Genomic DNA, 14,797 nt, shown 5'->3' on the forward strand with positions numbered 1-14,797 from the left:
ACCGTTTGCGCTTTAAATCTAAAACATTCTTAACAAAAAAATCCTCAGCCAGGAAGCTGAGGATCTACTCATTTACATGGCTCATTCATGTTATTCCGATTCCTTATTCAAAATAAGTTCATTATCCTTGCCTAGAAATGCACGCGCAAGATCTGTCACGCTTTTGCCTGTTAGCGTCTGTGTAATTTCCGGCACTTGCGCGATCATTTTGGCAATATCGCCTGTAATCCGATTCACGCCTGATGTCGTTCCATCTTGTGAAATTACCGTAATTTTATCTACATTGCTCAGCGGAGCCGCGATTTTCTCAGCCAATTCCGGCAGTATCCGAAGAATCTCCACCGTAACCGCCGCCTGTGTATACTGCTTGTAAGCCTCCGCCTTCTTCTCCAGCGCTTCAGCCTCCGCAAGCCCCGCCAAGCGGACAACTTCCGCATTCGCTTTCCCTTTGGCGAGCTCCGCTTCGGCCGTCGCTTCGCCGCGTTTTCTCGTCGACTCCGCATCCGCCTCGGCCTCGAGAATTTGCCTCTGCTTATTGACTTCGGCGCGCATAATGGCCGCTAGCTTCTCCGCTTCAGCCGGCTTAATGACCGACGCTTCGAGCTCTTTCGCCTTCAGCTCGACTTCAATCTGGCGAACTGTCTTATTCGCCTCCGCTTCCATCTGCCGGATCTTCACCTGTTCCGTTACGAGCGACTGTTGAATCTGCTTCTGCTTCAATTCATAAGCCAAATCCGCTTCCGCCTGACGACTCGTCGTTTCCTGCTTGAACTCCGCTTCCTTCATGCTCAGCTCTTTGCGATACTGCGCTTCCTTCGCTGATGCGGCGCTCTCCGCCTCAATCTTTAACTGATGGGCTTCCGCTCGACGAATCGCGGATTCCTTCTCCGTATCTGCCTGACGAATTTGGATATCCCGCTCCACTTCAGCTCTGGCAATACTGGCACTTTTGCGGATACGCTCCACTTCTGGTACGCCAAGGTTCTCAATATATCCTTGATCATCGGCCACGCGTTTGAGCACGAAGGAAATGAGGCTCAGACCCATTTTATCCAAATCCTCTGAGCACGTTTCTCTCATCTTGCTGTTTAGTTCATCCGGATTCTTGAGAATAGATTCAACCGGCAGCTGCCCAACCAATCCACGAAGATGTCCTTCTACCGAATGCAAAATCATCATTTCCCGCTCTAACAGCGTGTGGTCAAGAAACTGCTCCGAGGCTGTACCAATCGCGACTGGATCACTTTGAATCTTAATTTGAGCCACTGCCTCAATCTTGAGCCGAATGCCCTGCTGAGAAAACATAGGTTGATCCGGTTTCACATCGAAGCTCATGAGCATCATGGAGATCGTTTTAAAGCTTTGAAAACCAGGGATGACGAACGTCCCTCCGCCTTGTACGACCCTTTTACCACCTAAACCATACACAATCATCGCTTCATTCGGCGGTACTTTCTTGTACGCTCTCACAATGGAAGCCAGTAAGATAAAAACGACAACAACAATGGCAACAACCGTATACAAAATTCCTAACATAAACGCATAACCTCCCAGTAGTTAATTGCAGCTGCTCTTATTGGTTAAACCTTGTTACCGTCGCAATCCCTTTATGCATGTGCAAAACGACGACCTTCGTCCCTTTCGGTATGGATTCCCCATTCTCCGAACGAACACTGATGGAACGCATAGTGCCTTGCATCACAAACATCATTTCGCCCGTACCCTTCCCATTAATCGGCACAGACAGTTTCCCTAACTGACCACTCAGATCAAAATCGCTCTCTTTCATGCTGTTGTCATGCTTATAAATAACTTTGGCGTAGAGAAGGAAGAAGAGCCATCCTACGAAGAGACCGGCACCGATTGCGATAAGCAGAATGAGCAAACTACTTGTCATCCCAACTTGATTCAGCATATACCCCATGCCGCCAAACACCGTTAAACTAGCTAAGATGGAAGACAGGTTAAAAAAAGACGGTCCGCCATGGCCATGAGCAGCCCCGTGATCCGCATGAAACTCAAAGAAATCGCCGCCAAAAAACGTAACAAGTACAGTAAGTACAAGGCCTACAAAGAAACATATGGCAAACAACGTCATCATAGACAATTACCTCCTAAGAGCTTTGCTTTAGCAAATTTACCTTGTACGCAGTACGACTCATAAATATAGACGAATTTGGTAATAAAAGGTTTCGCTCAAAAAGAATTTACTCTTAACAGCGAATCCTTAGGCTTTTTCTCGCGTATAATTATGGGACGTCTTTTACTATTTCTATTAAACCTAAGGAGTAGATTATCACATGTACAAAAAGAAATTGACTTGGTGGATCTCCGCCGCAATGGTTCTAATGATGTTTACTTTATCAGGCTGCCAGGCTGTGCAAGGATTAGACCTTGCTGGGGCCATCAAGAATGACTGGGCCGTGAAGTCCTCAGAATCCAAAGGCACCCTGCAGCTAGAGTTTGTGCCCGGCGAGACTTCTAAGCTATCCGCTGAGGAGCAGAAGGCACTAACGGCGCTGCAAAACGTGAAAATCGATCTCACCAATGTGAAAACACAAGATGCTCAGCACCTTTCGGCAGATGGTACGATTACATACAGTAAGGGCACAATTCCTTTCAAACTTGCAACTGAGGGCACCAAGTTCATTTTGAGTGTCGAGGGCGCGATGAAACCGATTGTTTTCGATGTTTTAGGAGGTTCAAATTTATCGTTTACGAAGCTGTTGCCAACAGCCGTGCAAGAACAGTTCGGCAACAAAATTGCGGAGATTAAATCTGCGATTATTGGACTTATTTTAGCTAATACGCCTAATCCATCGAACATATCCGTCACACCGGTCACGGACAAAGTGAATGGCGAGTCTCTCTCTCTGCAAAAAGCGCATATCGAGCTTAGCGGCACGGAACTTGCTTCCATTCTTAAGAAGCTGCTGAGTAATGTTCTCGCTGATGAAGCTGGATTGAAAGATCTGATCAGCCAATTGTACGATGCCCTCTCACCTATTGTTGAGGAGCAAATTAAGGCAGGTTCTACTGATTTTTCATTAAGAATTTTAAGTAATAAACAATTAGCTATTGGACTTGTTTATTCACCTGTCCAGGATTTCCTGAAGAAAACAGCTGCGTCCTTGGATAAAATGATTGCGGGAGATGCTTCGGGCGAGCAGGGCATTCTGCCGATTCAGGATTTATTTAGCAGCAAATCAGCCCTTCAAGCAGATATTTACACAGACGCTGATAAGCAAGTTCGCAAGCAAGCCCTTGCGCTCAATGTTCCTCTTACGAATACGAGCTCTGGTATCGCTGCTCTTAAACTGTCTTATGTAAGTGAGACGTGGAATATCAATAAACCGGTCACGGCGAGTACCATCGACATTTCTGGCGGTGCGCTAAATGCAGGCATGGAAGCTTCATCCATCTACAGTTTATTGAATAACCTTGATAAGCAGTCTCTCTTTTACAAGCTGCTCAAGGAAGATTTGAAAGTGACGAAGAAAGAAGTCAATCTGAAGCTGAACGAAGGTGCTTCCGGGGATGAATCCGATACCCCACTGCCTTTTATTAATTCAGATAACAAAACGATGGTGCCTGTGAGATTTATTTCTGAAAAGCTTGGCGCTGAGGTTGGCTGGAATGGAGATCTTCAGCAAGTAACGATCAAGGATTTGTTAACAGGTGCGACGCTTATCCTGAAGCTTGACAGTAAGATAGCAACTGTGAATGGCACTTCTGTCGAGTTGGAAAGTGCAGCTACGCTCCATAACGGATCCACTTTCGTGCCAATTCGATTCATCGTGGAGCAGCTCGGCGGCAAAGTTTCCTTCAATGACGATACACGTGTAGTTACGATTAAACGCGACTAACCTGTTGAATTGACACAAATAGGCGATACACCTTTTTTGGGCGGCTGAATAGTCTAGTAGTGAACCTAGGCAAAAGCCTGCTGCTAAGCGCAGCCGCACGAAAAAGGAGCGAAACCGTATGTATACGAATCCATCGCAACACCCTGTTCATCCTGTTCATCCTGTTCATCCTGTTCATCCTGTTCACCCTGTACATCCCGGTCATCCAGGGCCTCATTTTCTCTTCCAGGCAGATCCAAATTGGCAGCATATGCTACGGCAGAAAAGAGATATGATTTTAGGTGCACTCCACCCTCATATCGGCCGTACTATTCGTGTCACAACGTTAGAAGGACATACGTATGAAGGTGTTTTGGTTAACGTGGATGGACACCATGCTTACCTTCAAGTGAATCCGCATGGGCATCCTCATGGCCAGCATAGACCCATCTATACGCCAGCTCAATTCAACCAGATCTTGACGCTTGTCCTCTTCGAACTATTGGTTATCGTACTACTTGCCTAAGACAAAGCTCGTTCTCATCAGGTCGACAAGACCTCTGAGAAGCGAGCTTTTCTATTAGGTGTACCTTAAGACATTGTAAAATTTTTCTAATCCAAGCGCATCTTTCCCTCTTTTTCTGCGTATAATCTATCACTGCTATTTTTTACTAGCTATTATATCTAAGGAGTAGATTTGTAGATGCAAAGAAAGAAATTGACTTGGTGGATTTCCACTGCATTAGTTATTATGCTATTGGCATTAACAGGGTGTCAGGCTGTTCAAGGGCTAGATTTAGGGCAAGCTATTCAAAATAGTGCTTCCATTCAATCCGCAGAATCCAAAGGTTCACTTCAAATGGACATCATCACAGGAAACACCGACGGTTTGCCCGCTGACGAGAAACGTTTGATTGACGTCTTACATCATGTGAATGTAGAGCTGAAGAGCGTCAAAATGCAAGATAAGCAGCACATCTCTGTAGACGGTGCTCTTAATCTTTACAGCAAGGGATCTATCCCCTTCCAGCTCAACATAAACGGGACCAAATTCACTATACATATCGAAGGCGCTAAGAAACCGCTTTTCTTTGATCTGATGGCGGCGAAACCTGGCTTAGCTGGCTCATCTTCCCCATCGTTATCTTCCGAGATGCAGCAGCAATTACTCAAGAAAGCTGAAGAATTATGGCCTGCATTGCTCAAATTCTTCTTATCCAATGCTCCAAATCCGGAACATTTCTCTATATCTTCCGTGTCCGAGCCTGTGAATAGTGAAACACTTTCCATGCAAAAGGCCCACATAGAGCTTAAAGGTAATGAACTCGTAGGCCTTCTGAAAACATTCCTAACCAACATCCTCGCGGATGAAAAGGGAATGAAGGAATTGATTGGTCAGCTGTATGATGTATTGGTGCCTGTTATTAAAGAACAGATGAAAGCCTCCCCCTCTAAAAGTGGGGTCAGCTCTGAATTGCCAGACCTGATGATGGCTTACCTGGATAATAAGACGTTAGCTGTTGAGTTTGTTTACACAACTATTCAGCAATTCCTTCGGAAAGCTCTCGACGATTGGGATAAGAACATGCAGAAGACACTTTCTTCCGTATCCGACTCTCAAGCGAAGGCCTTACTGAGTGATAAAACCGCACTTAAGACAGACGTCTTCATCGATACCGATAAACAGATTCGCAAAGTAAATGCTGAGCTTACACTCCCTATCACAGAGATTAATGCTGGAATCAGTGCGCTTAAATTTACTTACACTAGTGAAATATGGAATATCAATAAGCCAGTTACAGCTAGTGTAATTGATACCTCTGGCGGAGTATTGGACCTAAGCAAGATATCAACCAACAACGATACCTTTCTAAAATATTTCAACAAGGATTCTACGTTCTATTCCTTTCTGAAAGATGATTTAAACATAGCCAAAAAAGACATTCACTTGCTGATGAGTCAGGGCAGCGATGACGACTATAAGTTCGATTCTTCCCATCCTTTTATCAATGAGGATCAAGTGTCCATGGTGCCGGTTCGATTCCTTTCGGAGAGGCTTGGCGCGCAAGTGAAATGGCATGCAGATTCAAAGCAAATCACAGTGAAAGACGAACTTAACGACAAGACGATTATTCTGACCCTTAACAGTAAAACAGCGAGCGTTAACGGATCTCCTATTCAATTGGACAGCGCTCCGATTCTGAAGCATGGCTCCACTTTTGTTCCGCTTCGTTTTATTGCCGAGCAGCTTGGCTGTAAGGTTGGTTTCGATAATAAAACAGGTAGTGTAAACATTACTAGATAATAACCTGCTCATAAATCAAAAGCTCGCCCTCATTCGGTCTATATACCGGTGTGGAGCGAGCTTTTCTCATTGCTGAATGAATCTTTCGAACGAATCCTGACATTCTCTAGCTAATTTCTCCTCATCAGCTTCAACTAATCTGCCGTTCTCGACGACCACCTTCCCATTCACAATCGTATAATCAACCGGACGTTTGAGTCCTACCGTACCTAGCCATGACTTTGGATCAGTCAGAGTCCCCACAGCATCAATTTGATCCACACGCACCATGAACAAGTCTGCTGTCTTACCAATCTCAAGCGACCCAATGTCGCTTCTTCCTAATATTTCTGCGCCGCCTCTGGTTGCTACCTTCAAGAGATCATAACCATTCGGAGCTTGGCTGCTTGACTGAAGCCTGTGCAAGAGATACGAGACTCGGAGTTCCTCCAGCAGGTTCGAGCCATCGTTCGAGGCGCTCCCATCAACGGCTAAGCCCACGGGAATCCCCATCGCAAGCATCTCGGGTACCCTCGCTATGCCGGACGAAAGCTTCATGTTCGAAATCGGGCAATGCGCGATTCCTGTTCGAGTATGTGCAAGCAGCTTCATTTCGTCATCGTTAAAATGTATCCCATGCGCATACCACACATCGGGACCTAACCAGCCCAGACTTTCCATGTAGGCCAAGGGCCTCATGCCAAAACGTTCGAGCGTGTAGGCTTCCTCGTTCTTCGTCTCAGCTAGATGCGTGTGCAGCCGCACACCCTTCGACCTGGCAAGCTTCGCCGATTCAAGCATGATATCCGCGGATACGCTGAACGGTGAACACGGAGCGAGCACTACCTGCCGCATCGAGCCCGCGCTAGTATCGTGGTAGAGATCAATTAGCCTCTCGCTATCGGTTAGAATCGTCTCTATGTCCTGAACAACGCTCATGGGAGGCAGCCCTCCCTGATCCTTGCCAAGCGTCATGGATCCTCTCGAAGCAACGAATCGGATACCGAGGAGCTCCGCTGCTTCGAACTGTTTATCTATGAAATTTGCACTATTTTGCTGTGGAAACACATAATGATGGTAGAAAACCGTCGTACAGCCATTCTTCATCAGATCAGCGATCCCTGTAAGCGAGCTATGGTACACGGCGTCCGGCGTAATCCCTTTCCAAATTTCGTAGAGATAACGCAGCCAGTCGAATAACTCCAGCTTCTGCACCTGCGGCAGATTGCGCGTGAACGTTTGATATAAATGATGATGCACGTTAATGAGACCGGGATACACAAACATCTGGGAGGCATCAATAACCTGGTCTGCCTCATACAAGTCCTTCCCCATCTTTACGATCCGATTGTCTTCAATCAGGATATTCGCCTGTTCCAGCACACGATCCTCCGCATCCACCGTTACAATTGCTTTTGCACCACGAATTAACATTGAACCCATCCATCTTCCTCCTCATCGTAAATGAGGAAACCAAAAAAATCCTAACAACAAACACAATATATGAGCATATATTGTGTTCGTAGTTAGGATTTAGGTTCCCAGTAGAGCCCCCGAACCGAATTATCGAGGTTATACGAACTATGAAGTTGTGTCTTGCGGCTTACAATTAGCCCCAGTATAGAGCAGAGAATGGCGGTACGTCAATATTTATCGATGTAACGACCTTGTGATAAATTTTTCGATAAATGAATTTTTAGTAAAAATGGAATAAGCTCCCCTATAAATGGATATATTATCAAAGCTGCGTTAATAAGCTATCGGGATCTACGTGGTCTTCGGAAACAGGAGCGCAGGCACAAATTATTGTTGGAGGTTTTTGTATACATGGAAACAGGCACGGTTAAATGGTTTAATGCAGAAAAAGGTTTTGGTTTCATTGAAATGGAAGGCGGCAAAGATGTCTTCGTTCACTTCAGCGCTATTACTGGGGAAGGCTTCAAAAGCTTGGATGAAGGCCAAAGCGTACAGTTTGAAGTTGTTCAAGGTAACCGCGGACCGCAAGCTGAAAATGTAGTCAAGCTGTAGTCCTTCACCACATATTGCTTTAACTGCTTGCGAGTCTGAGTCTACTATGACAAGGAGGAGTTCGATTGTACTTTTCAAAGAAATCGTTGGAACCTGTCCCCGAGGAGCAAACCAGCATCTGGACCTGCAGCACCGAACAGTGCTCATGCTGGATGAGAGATAATTTTTCATTCGCTGATAGTCCTGCATGTCCAATTTGCAATTCATCCATGGTCAAGGATTTAAAGATGCTCCCAACCTTATCGAACACAAGCAGCAGGCGATGAATGCAAGAAGGTAGCCATTGATTTCATGAAAAACCCTTGCGTCTCCGAATGGAGGCGTTTAGGGTTTTTATTTTTGCATGAAGGAAGGCGACGATCGATGCGAAACAATAGTATAAAATTCTTTCTTATCTTCATAGCAAAGAGACTCCTTGAAGGAAGGAGTCCCCTTTTCATCCCTTTATTTATAAAATAGTGCGTTGAAAATCTTCACCATTATATGCTCTAACCTCCGTTGAAGGGGTAGCCAGAACAAGGATCTTCCCTTTATCCAGCTCGCTTTCCAAACGACCGGCTTCCATTTCAGGCACACCCAGTGCTCTCATTTTCGCCCGCAGCTCATCGCCGCGAGAACGGAACAGATTAGCGATCGACGTCAGCACACCCTCTTCAGCTATGGTAATCTGCTCAGCGCCCGTATAGTTTGCGACGAAATCCGTCCCCTCAGCACTATGGGTCAGCACATAAATATGCTCTCGATCAAAGCCTTCTCTATACAATTGCTGCACTTTATTCTGTGCCTCTTGAAGATTCGATGTCACACTCACTCTGGTATAAGTATTCATGTTATTTCCTCCTCTTTGGCTATAATTTATTGGTTAGTACTTTTGTTAAAAGCCTCTTCGTCTTCCAAAAATCAAGGATACGACGAACATAATTAGGAATACGAAGAATAAGACTTTGGCAATCCCTACCGCTGCCGAGACAATCCCAAAAAATCCAAAAACACCGGCTACAAGCGCAATGATTAGAAACATAATTGCCCAACCTAACATAGGAAACACCTCTCTCATCATCGAATATGGGTTGTTCTTGTTATGTTATCTATTAACCACATCGCCTAGTAATGAAACACTTTTCAACTGAAAATATGAACTCATCTATGTAATGATCATCTGTTATGCTCTCTTTCAGCATGCCGTGTTAAGCCCATCTCTTCCAATCTTTCCAGCTTTTTATTTAGACGTTCGAGCAGTACCTTTAGCTCCAAATTCTCTTGTTCGGCTCGGTAATTGATCGCGAAATCAAGGATCGCCTCCTGCTTATCTCGCGCCGCTTGACGATTCTGACTCATCAGAATAACAGGAGCCTGCAAGGCCGAAACACAAGATAAAATCAAATTAAGCAGAATGAACGGCGGCTTATCAAATGAGAAGCTCATCAGATTAATAACCATCCAGATCCCCAAGAACGCACAAAATAACACGATAAATGTCCAACTGCCGCCAAAAGAGGCAATATGATCAGCAAGGCGATCAGCCTTTGAAGACTTTTTCTCCTGCTGTTCAATCAAATGGGACTTAATATACCCTTGATATTCATTGACCATGGCCGTTATGCGATCTAGCTGGTCATTGTCCAGCTTGGTGCTCGGCTCTTTGTCCAGTTCCTGAAACAACTTCTCAGGCGTGCAATCAGCTGTAGATTTCTTCTCATCGATATCTGCTTCCATTCGTTTCCCTTCTTTCTGCGTGTAAATTACAATCTACTTTATATTTAAACGTTCCCCGCGGCTGATGAAACACCCCTTATTTTCACAACTTTAAATCCACTATCAGCATTGTGGGTTGGGTTGGGTTGGGTTGGGTTGGGTTGGGTTGGGTTGGGTTGGGTTGGGTTGGGTTGGGTTGGGTTGGGTTGGGTTGGGTTGGGTCGGGGGGGGCGGGGGTCGGGGTTGGAGGCTAAGCAATTACACGCAATCGCTCTAGTTGTACTCGCTACTGTATTCCCCCAATAATAGCTCACATAGAGTAAACTCCGCCTCCTACCATACTCAAAACAAAAAACACTCTCCAACGGAGAGTGTCCAGCCAAATCATCTCTTACGATAAATGCGTTCCTGCGGCACGAAGTCATCGTATTGCACGCCTTCGGGCACGAAAAGGATGGATTCTTTTTTACCTAAGCCTAGGTATCCACCTGGAATTAAACTGCCATGAAATAGGCTGTGCACTTGCTGCTGCAGCTTCGTATCGAAATAGATCATGACATTGCGGCACAGGATGACATGGAATTCATTAAAGGAGCCGTCCGTTACGAGATTGTGCTGTGCAAACATCAGGTTTTCTTTCATCAGCGGCTGAAAATAAGCATATTGATGGTCTGTTGTATAGTACTCAGAGAAGGCTTTGGTCCCGCCGGACTCCAAGTAGTTCTTCGTATAGACTTGCATCTGCTTCAGAGGGAAAGCGCCCTTTTGCGCGCTCTCAATCGCTTTCTCATTCATATCCGTCGCATAAATCTTCGTTCTCTCAGCCAAGCCTTCTTCCTGCATCAGGATCGCCATCGCGTACACTTCTTCGCCGGTAGCGCAGCCTGCATGCCAAATCCGAATCTCCGGATACTTCCTAAGCTCGGGAACGACCTGATTGCGAAAAGCGCTGAAAAAGCTTGGATCTCTGAACATTTCTGTCACTCGGATGGACATGTCGTTCAGTAATTGTTCCACGAAGCCGGGTTTATGCAGGACTTTTTCTAGCAGCGCTGTGATGGATGGCAGTTTCTCGGCTTTCATGCGATTGAGAATGCGCCTGCGTAAGGATGAACGCACATAATGGCGGAAATCGAACCCATACATTTGATATAAGCCTTCTAAGAGCAGATTAATCTCGATATTTTGCAGCTCATCGTAGGGCAGTTCTTCTAATTCGGAGTAATGATCCAAGGGCTGGTGAATCAATGTTTCTTCACCTGCTTCGTCAACCATACCCGCATAAGCGAGAATAGTTGATCCATATTCAGCGGCTTGGTGATATAGTCGGAAGCGCCGGACTCCAGACATTTCTCTTTCTCACTCTTCATAGCTTTCGCCGTAAGCGCAATGATGGGTATATCGTGCAGCTGCAGTTGGCCGCGAATCGCTTTCATCGCATCATAGCCCCCCATAACCGGCATCATAATATCCATTAACACAAGGTCGTAGTCGGAATCTACGGATAAAAGCTCCAGGGCATGCTTGCCGTGATCAGCTATCTCCACAGTAACTCCCTTCGTCTCAAGTGCCGTGACAAGCGCGAAAACGTTGCGCGCATCATCGTCTACGAGAAGCACCCTTTTACCGTGAAACAATTGGGAATCTGAGCTTATAGGCTCAGCCATTAACTGCTCCGCCATCAAAATACTAGGTTCCGTCGAAAAGGTTACCGTGGTATCAAGTTTCAATTCCTCGCTAGCTGCTGCAATTTCCCACCGAGGATGATCGTTCTCCTGGACCTCCGGCTCCGATTCATGTGCATTAGGCACATAGAGGGTGAACGTGCTGCCCTTATGAAGCTCACTTTTCACGACAATGGATCCACCAAGCAAACGCGTAAATTCGCGGCATATCGATAAACCAAGTCCTGTTCCGCCGTATTGACGATTCGTTGTACCATCCACCTGCTGGAACGCTTCGAAAATAACCTGCTGCTTATCGATCGGGATACCTATTCCGGTATCTGTAATCGAAATGGCCAGTACGGTTTCTTCCGGATCTCTATGAAGCAGCTCTTGGATACGAGAAGGGTCAGCGAGCGCAATTTTCATGGTTACAGAGCCTTGCTCGGTAAATTTAAAAGCGTTAGATAACAGATTCTTCACGATTTGCTGCATGCGTTGGCCATCCGTCAAAATCACATTGGGCACATTCGGTTCCAAAATGACCTCGAAATCCAGCCCCTTCTTATCCGCTACGGGTGCAAACATTAGCTTCATCAATTGCGGAATTTCGGTCACGTTGACCTCGTCCGTCATAATTTCTATTTTACCCGCTTCTACTTTGGATAAATCAAGAATATCGTCAATCAGAGCGAGCAGATCATTGCCTGCTGCATAAACGACACGTGAATAATCCGCAACCTCCGACATTTGCATGTCACCGTTATTTTCCGCAAGCATTTGCGACAAAATCATAATGCTATTGAGCGGTGTTCGCAGCTCATGGGACATGTTGGCCAGAAAATCGGATTTGTACCGCGAACTCGTCTGAAGCTTAAGGGAGAACTCTTCCAGCTCATCCTTCGCTTTCTTCAATTCTAACGCTTTCTGCTCCGCGAAATGGTTCTGTTCCTCTAGGAACTCATTCGTCATCCGCAGCTGTTCTTGCTGCATCTGGAGTTCTTCGGACTGTGTCTGCAGCTCTTCCGATTGTGCCTGCAGTTCTTCCGTCAACATCTGCGACTCCGAAAGCAGACGCTCTACCTCCATTCGGCTACGTACACTTGTAATCGCCGATCCGAATTTCTCTTGCAGCGAATCGACCAACGTAAGATGCTTCGATTGGAAGGGTTGAAGGGAAGCTAACTCAATAACTGCCTCTGCTTTGCCTTCCACCATAATTGGTGCAACCAGTAAGCTTCGAGGTGTGGAAACGCCTAAACCTGACGTGACTTTAACATGGTTCTCCGGAAGATTATCCATCAGGAAAATCCGCTTATCTACAGCACATTGACCCACTAAGCCTTCCCCGATTTGAAAGCTGGCAGATGAGGGATCCACCCCCGATGCCGCATACCCTGCTACTTTCACATACCGAGTCTCGCCCCCAACATGATTACGAAGGTATACAACACCATAGACAGCATCCAGCATAGGAGCTAGCTTATTCACAAAGGTTTCACTCAATTCTTTGATATCGCTAATCCCCTGATACAGGGTTGAAACTTCGGTTATATTGGTTTGAATCCAGTTCTGCTTGTCTAGGCTTGCCAGCAAATCATTCGTTGCTTCCGCCAGCACTCTTATTTCGTCATTGGTTTTCACTTCAATTCTTGCATCTAGATTCCCTTCAGCAGCTGTAATATCTCGAATTGTCTTTATGACACGATTGATCGTGCTAGTAATCGAATTCGACAAAAATAAAGCCACCAGAACGGCAAAAATCGAAGTAATGCCCAAAACGCTAAAAAGAACAACTCTAAGATTATAGTTGCTTTTTGCTAATTGATCGACTCTTGCAGCCGTTAACTGCTGTTCAACCCTAAGAAAGGAATCAAACTGCGTGCGCAGCTGATCCATCAATTTTCTACCTGAATTTTGTTTAAAAAAATCATTAATGGCTGCTGTATTGTTTTCTTTTTTCCACTTAACAACGTTATCGCCAGCATTCTTGATCCAGTTCTGAATCGTAGGCTTGATCTGCTCCAAGCTTTTCTGTTGGGCAGGATTATCACTTATTAATAGATTAAGCTGATTATAATTATCGAGCCACGCTCGGCTGCCGGCCTCATAAGGATTCAGGTACTGTTCGTCCCCTGTAATGACGTAGCCTCGCATCCCCGTTTCCATATCGATCATGTTTTTCTGTATATCGTTAAGGAGATCTCGCACTTCAATATCATGCGTGGATATATAGTCTACTTCCTTCTGTAGAGAGGTTATTCGATCACTTACAACTAAGAGCGCAGCCCCTAAACATAGAATAATACAGACATATCCTAACGTAATTTTCGTCTTTATATTGATAGGAATAGATTTAAACATGTTTGCCTCCTAGTACAGTTCGTAGAGAATGTTATGTTAACATCCTACTATTCTCACTATACCACATTAAGAGAGCTAGAGAGATAGTTAGAGCTTGCTTCTATAATTGATCAAGTAATTGATCGAGCTCCGGATCGGATTCTGGATAAGCTAAATTCATGCTTTCCAACGCTTCTACAGCAATTTGCAAAACAGCCCAGTCTCGGTACCAGCGGTGATTAGCAGGCACGACATACCACGGAGCAGAAGCCGAGCTGCACTGCTTGAACACATCTTCATAAGCCTTCTGGTATTCGTCCCAGGACTCTCGCTCCACGAGATCATTCTTGTCGAATTTCCAACGTTTCGTTGGATCCGTTAGCCGATTCCGCAGCTTGGCAAGTTGGAAATCCTTGGAGATATGGAGGAAAATCTTTACGATTTTCACACCGCTGCTCTCAAGCAATTTCTCGAATCGGTTAATGTGCTTGAATCGCTTCTTCGCTTCTGAATCGCTAATCCAGTTGTGTACTCGCGTTATTAGTACATCCTCATAATAAGACCTAATGAAAGCCCCTATCATTCCTTTCGCAGGCACGACTTTATGAGCTCGCCATAGGAAATCATGAGCGGCTTCCTCTTCGGTAGGCGCTTTGAAGCTGCTTACTTGAAAGCCCTGTGGATGCAATCCTCCGAGCGCACGCTTCACAACGCCGTCTTTGCCGCTGCAATCCATGCCCTGAATCACAAAAAGAACAGACTGCTTCTTCTCGGCGTAGAGGATATTTTGCAAGGCTTCTAATCGTTCACTTAGACGCTCGATATTCGGTTCCGCCTCTTCCCGGTCGTGAAGGGCTCCAGTTTCATTAGGATCAATGCTTTCTATGCGTACTTTTTTCCCGTATTCCAATTGAAAATGCTTGCCCGGCATCGGGTAG

General features: G+C 45.5%; 14 protein-coding genes and 1 riboswitch. Of the genes, 5 read left to right on the forward strand and 9 right to left on the reverse strand.

Annotated features, from left to right (window positions below; all coding sequences use genetic code 11):
• Nucleotides 1-90: 90 nt before the first annotated feature.
• Complete coding sequence (locus tag G519_RS0119875) at nt 91-1,536, reverse strand: flotillin family protein (protein WP_029196197.1); 1,446 nt, start codon at nt 1,534-1,536, stop codon at nt 91-93.
• 37 nt (nt 1,537-1,573) lie between these two features.
• Complete coding sequence (locus G519_RS43730; RefSeq protein WP_036633479.1) at nt 1,574-2,101, reverse strand: NfeD family protein; 528 nt, start codon at nt 2,099-2,101, stop codon at nt 1,574-1,576.
• 199 nt (nt 2,102-2,300) lie between these two features.
• Here G519_RS43730 and G519_RS0119885 point away from each other — a divergent pair, with 199 nt between their 5' ends.
• The 3 genes from G519_RS0119885 to G519_RS0119895 all read left to right on the forward strand — a co-directional run bounded on the left by G519_RS0119885 (nt 2,301) and on the right by G519_RS0119895 (nt 6,150).
• On the forward strand, nt 2,301-3,866 hold the full coding sequence (locus G519_RS0119885; RefSeq protein WP_029196198.1) for a copper amine oxidase N-terminal domain-containing protein: 1,566 nt from the start codon (nt 2,301-2,303) through the stop codon (nt 3,864-3,866).
• A 118-nt stretch (nt 3,867-3,984) separates the two neighbouring features.
• Nucleotides 3,985-4,371 (forward strand): LSm family protein, encoded by a 387-nt coding sequence (locus G519_RS51320; RefSeq protein ID WP_051253526.1) that lies wholly within the window; start codon nt 3,985-3,987, stop codon nt 4,369-4,371.
• 177 nt (nt 4,372-4,548) lie between these two features.
• The gene (locus G519_RS0119895) at nt 4,549-6,150 is read left to right on the forward strand and encodes a copper amine oxidase N-terminal domain-containing protein (protein WP_029196199.1); all 1,602 of its coding nucleotides are present in this window, start codon (nt 4,549-4,551) and stop codon (nt 6,148-6,150) included.
• Nucleotides 6,151-6,216: 66 nt separating this feature from the next.
• Here G519_RS0119895 and G519_RS0119900 read toward each other — a convergent pair whose 3' ends face one another.
• Nucleotides 6,217-7,572, reverse strand: a complete 1,356-nt coding sequence (locus G519_RS0119900; RefSeq protein WP_029196200.1) for an 8-oxoguanine deaminase — start codon at nt 7,570-7,572, stop codon at nt 6,217-6,219.
• 60 nt (nt 7,573-7,632) lie between these two features.
• Nucleotides 7,633-7,729, reverse strand: a riboswitch (purine riboswitch).
• A 227-nt stretch (nt 7,730-7,956) separates the two neighbouring features.
• Here G519_RS0119900 and G519_RS0119905 point away from each other — a divergent pair.
• Together G519_RS0119905 and G519_RS49085 are read left to right on the forward strand one after the other, a co-directional pair.
• Nucleotides 7,957-8,157 carry a cold-shock protein gene (locus G519_RS0119905; RefSeq protein WP_029196201.1) on the forward strand — a complete coding sequence of 67 codons (201 nt, stop codon included), beginning with the start codon at nt 7,957-7,959 and terminating at the stop codon, nt 8,155-8,157.
• A 65-nt stretch (nt 8,158-8,222) separates the two neighbouring features.
• On the forward strand, nt 8,223-8,423 hold the full coding sequence (locus G519_RS49085; RefSeq protein ID WP_082562262.1) for a cold-shock protein: 201 nt from the start codon (nt 8,223-8,225) through the stop codon (nt 8,421-8,423).
• Between the two features lie 182 nt (nt 8,424-8,605).
• Here G519_RS49085 and G519_RS0119910 read toward each other — a convergent pair whose 3' ends face one another.
• The 6 genes from G519_RS0119910 to G519_RS0119935 all read right to left on the reverse strand — a co-directional run bounded on the left by G519_RS0119910 (nt 8,606) and on the right by G519_RS0119935 (nt 14,790).
• Nucleotides 8,606-8,986 (reverse strand): general stress protein, encoded by a 381-nt coding sequence (locus G519_RS0119910; RefSeq protein WP_029196202.1) that lies wholly within the window; start codon nt 8,984-8,986, stop codon nt 8,606-8,608.
• A gap of 45 nt (nt 8,987-9,031) precedes the next feature.
• Nucleotides 9,032-9,196: a DUF1328 domain-containing protein gene (locus tag G519_RS49090; RefSeq protein WP_029196203.1), complete on the reverse strand. Its 165-nt coding sequence runs from the start codon at nt 9,194-9,196 to the stop codon at nt 9,032-9,034.
• Nucleotides 9,197-9,312: 116 nt separating this feature from the next.
• Nucleotides 9,313-9,873: a DUF1003 domain-containing protein gene (locus G519_RS0119920; protein ID WP_084160240.1), complete on the reverse strand. Its 561-nt coding sequence runs from the start codon at nt 9,871-9,873 to the stop codon at nt 9,313-9,315.
• Between the two features lie 363 nt (nt 9,874-10,236).
• Nucleotides 10,237-11,127, reverse strand: a complete 891-nt coding sequence (locus G519_RS0119925; protein ID WP_084160241.1) for a CheR family methyltransferase — start codon at nt 11,125-11,127, stop codon at nt 10,237-10,239.
• The gene (locus G519_RS0119930; protein ID WP_029196206.1) at nt 11,097-13,880 is read right to left on the reverse strand and encodes a CHASE3 domain-containing protein; all 2,784 of its coding nucleotides are present in this window, start codon (nt 13,878-13,880) and stop codon (nt 11,097-11,099) included. Before G519_RS0119930 ends, G519_RS0119925 begins: the two co-directional genes overlap by 31 nt.
• 100 nt (nt 13,881-13,980) lie before the next feature.
• A complete protein-coding gene (locus G519_RS0119935; protein ID WP_029196207.1) occupies nt 13,981-14,790 on the reverse strand; it encodes a PPK2 family polyphosphate kinase in 810 nt (269 codons plus the stop codon).
• Nucleotides 14,791-14,797 lie beyond the last annotated feature (7 nt).

Origin of the sequence: Paenibacillus alginolyticus DSM 5050 = NBRC 15375 (assembly GCF_000422905.1) — a bacterium.
GTDB lineage: Bacteria > Bacillota > Bacilli > Paenibacillales > NBRC-103111 > Paenibacillus_E > Paenibacillus_E alginolyticus.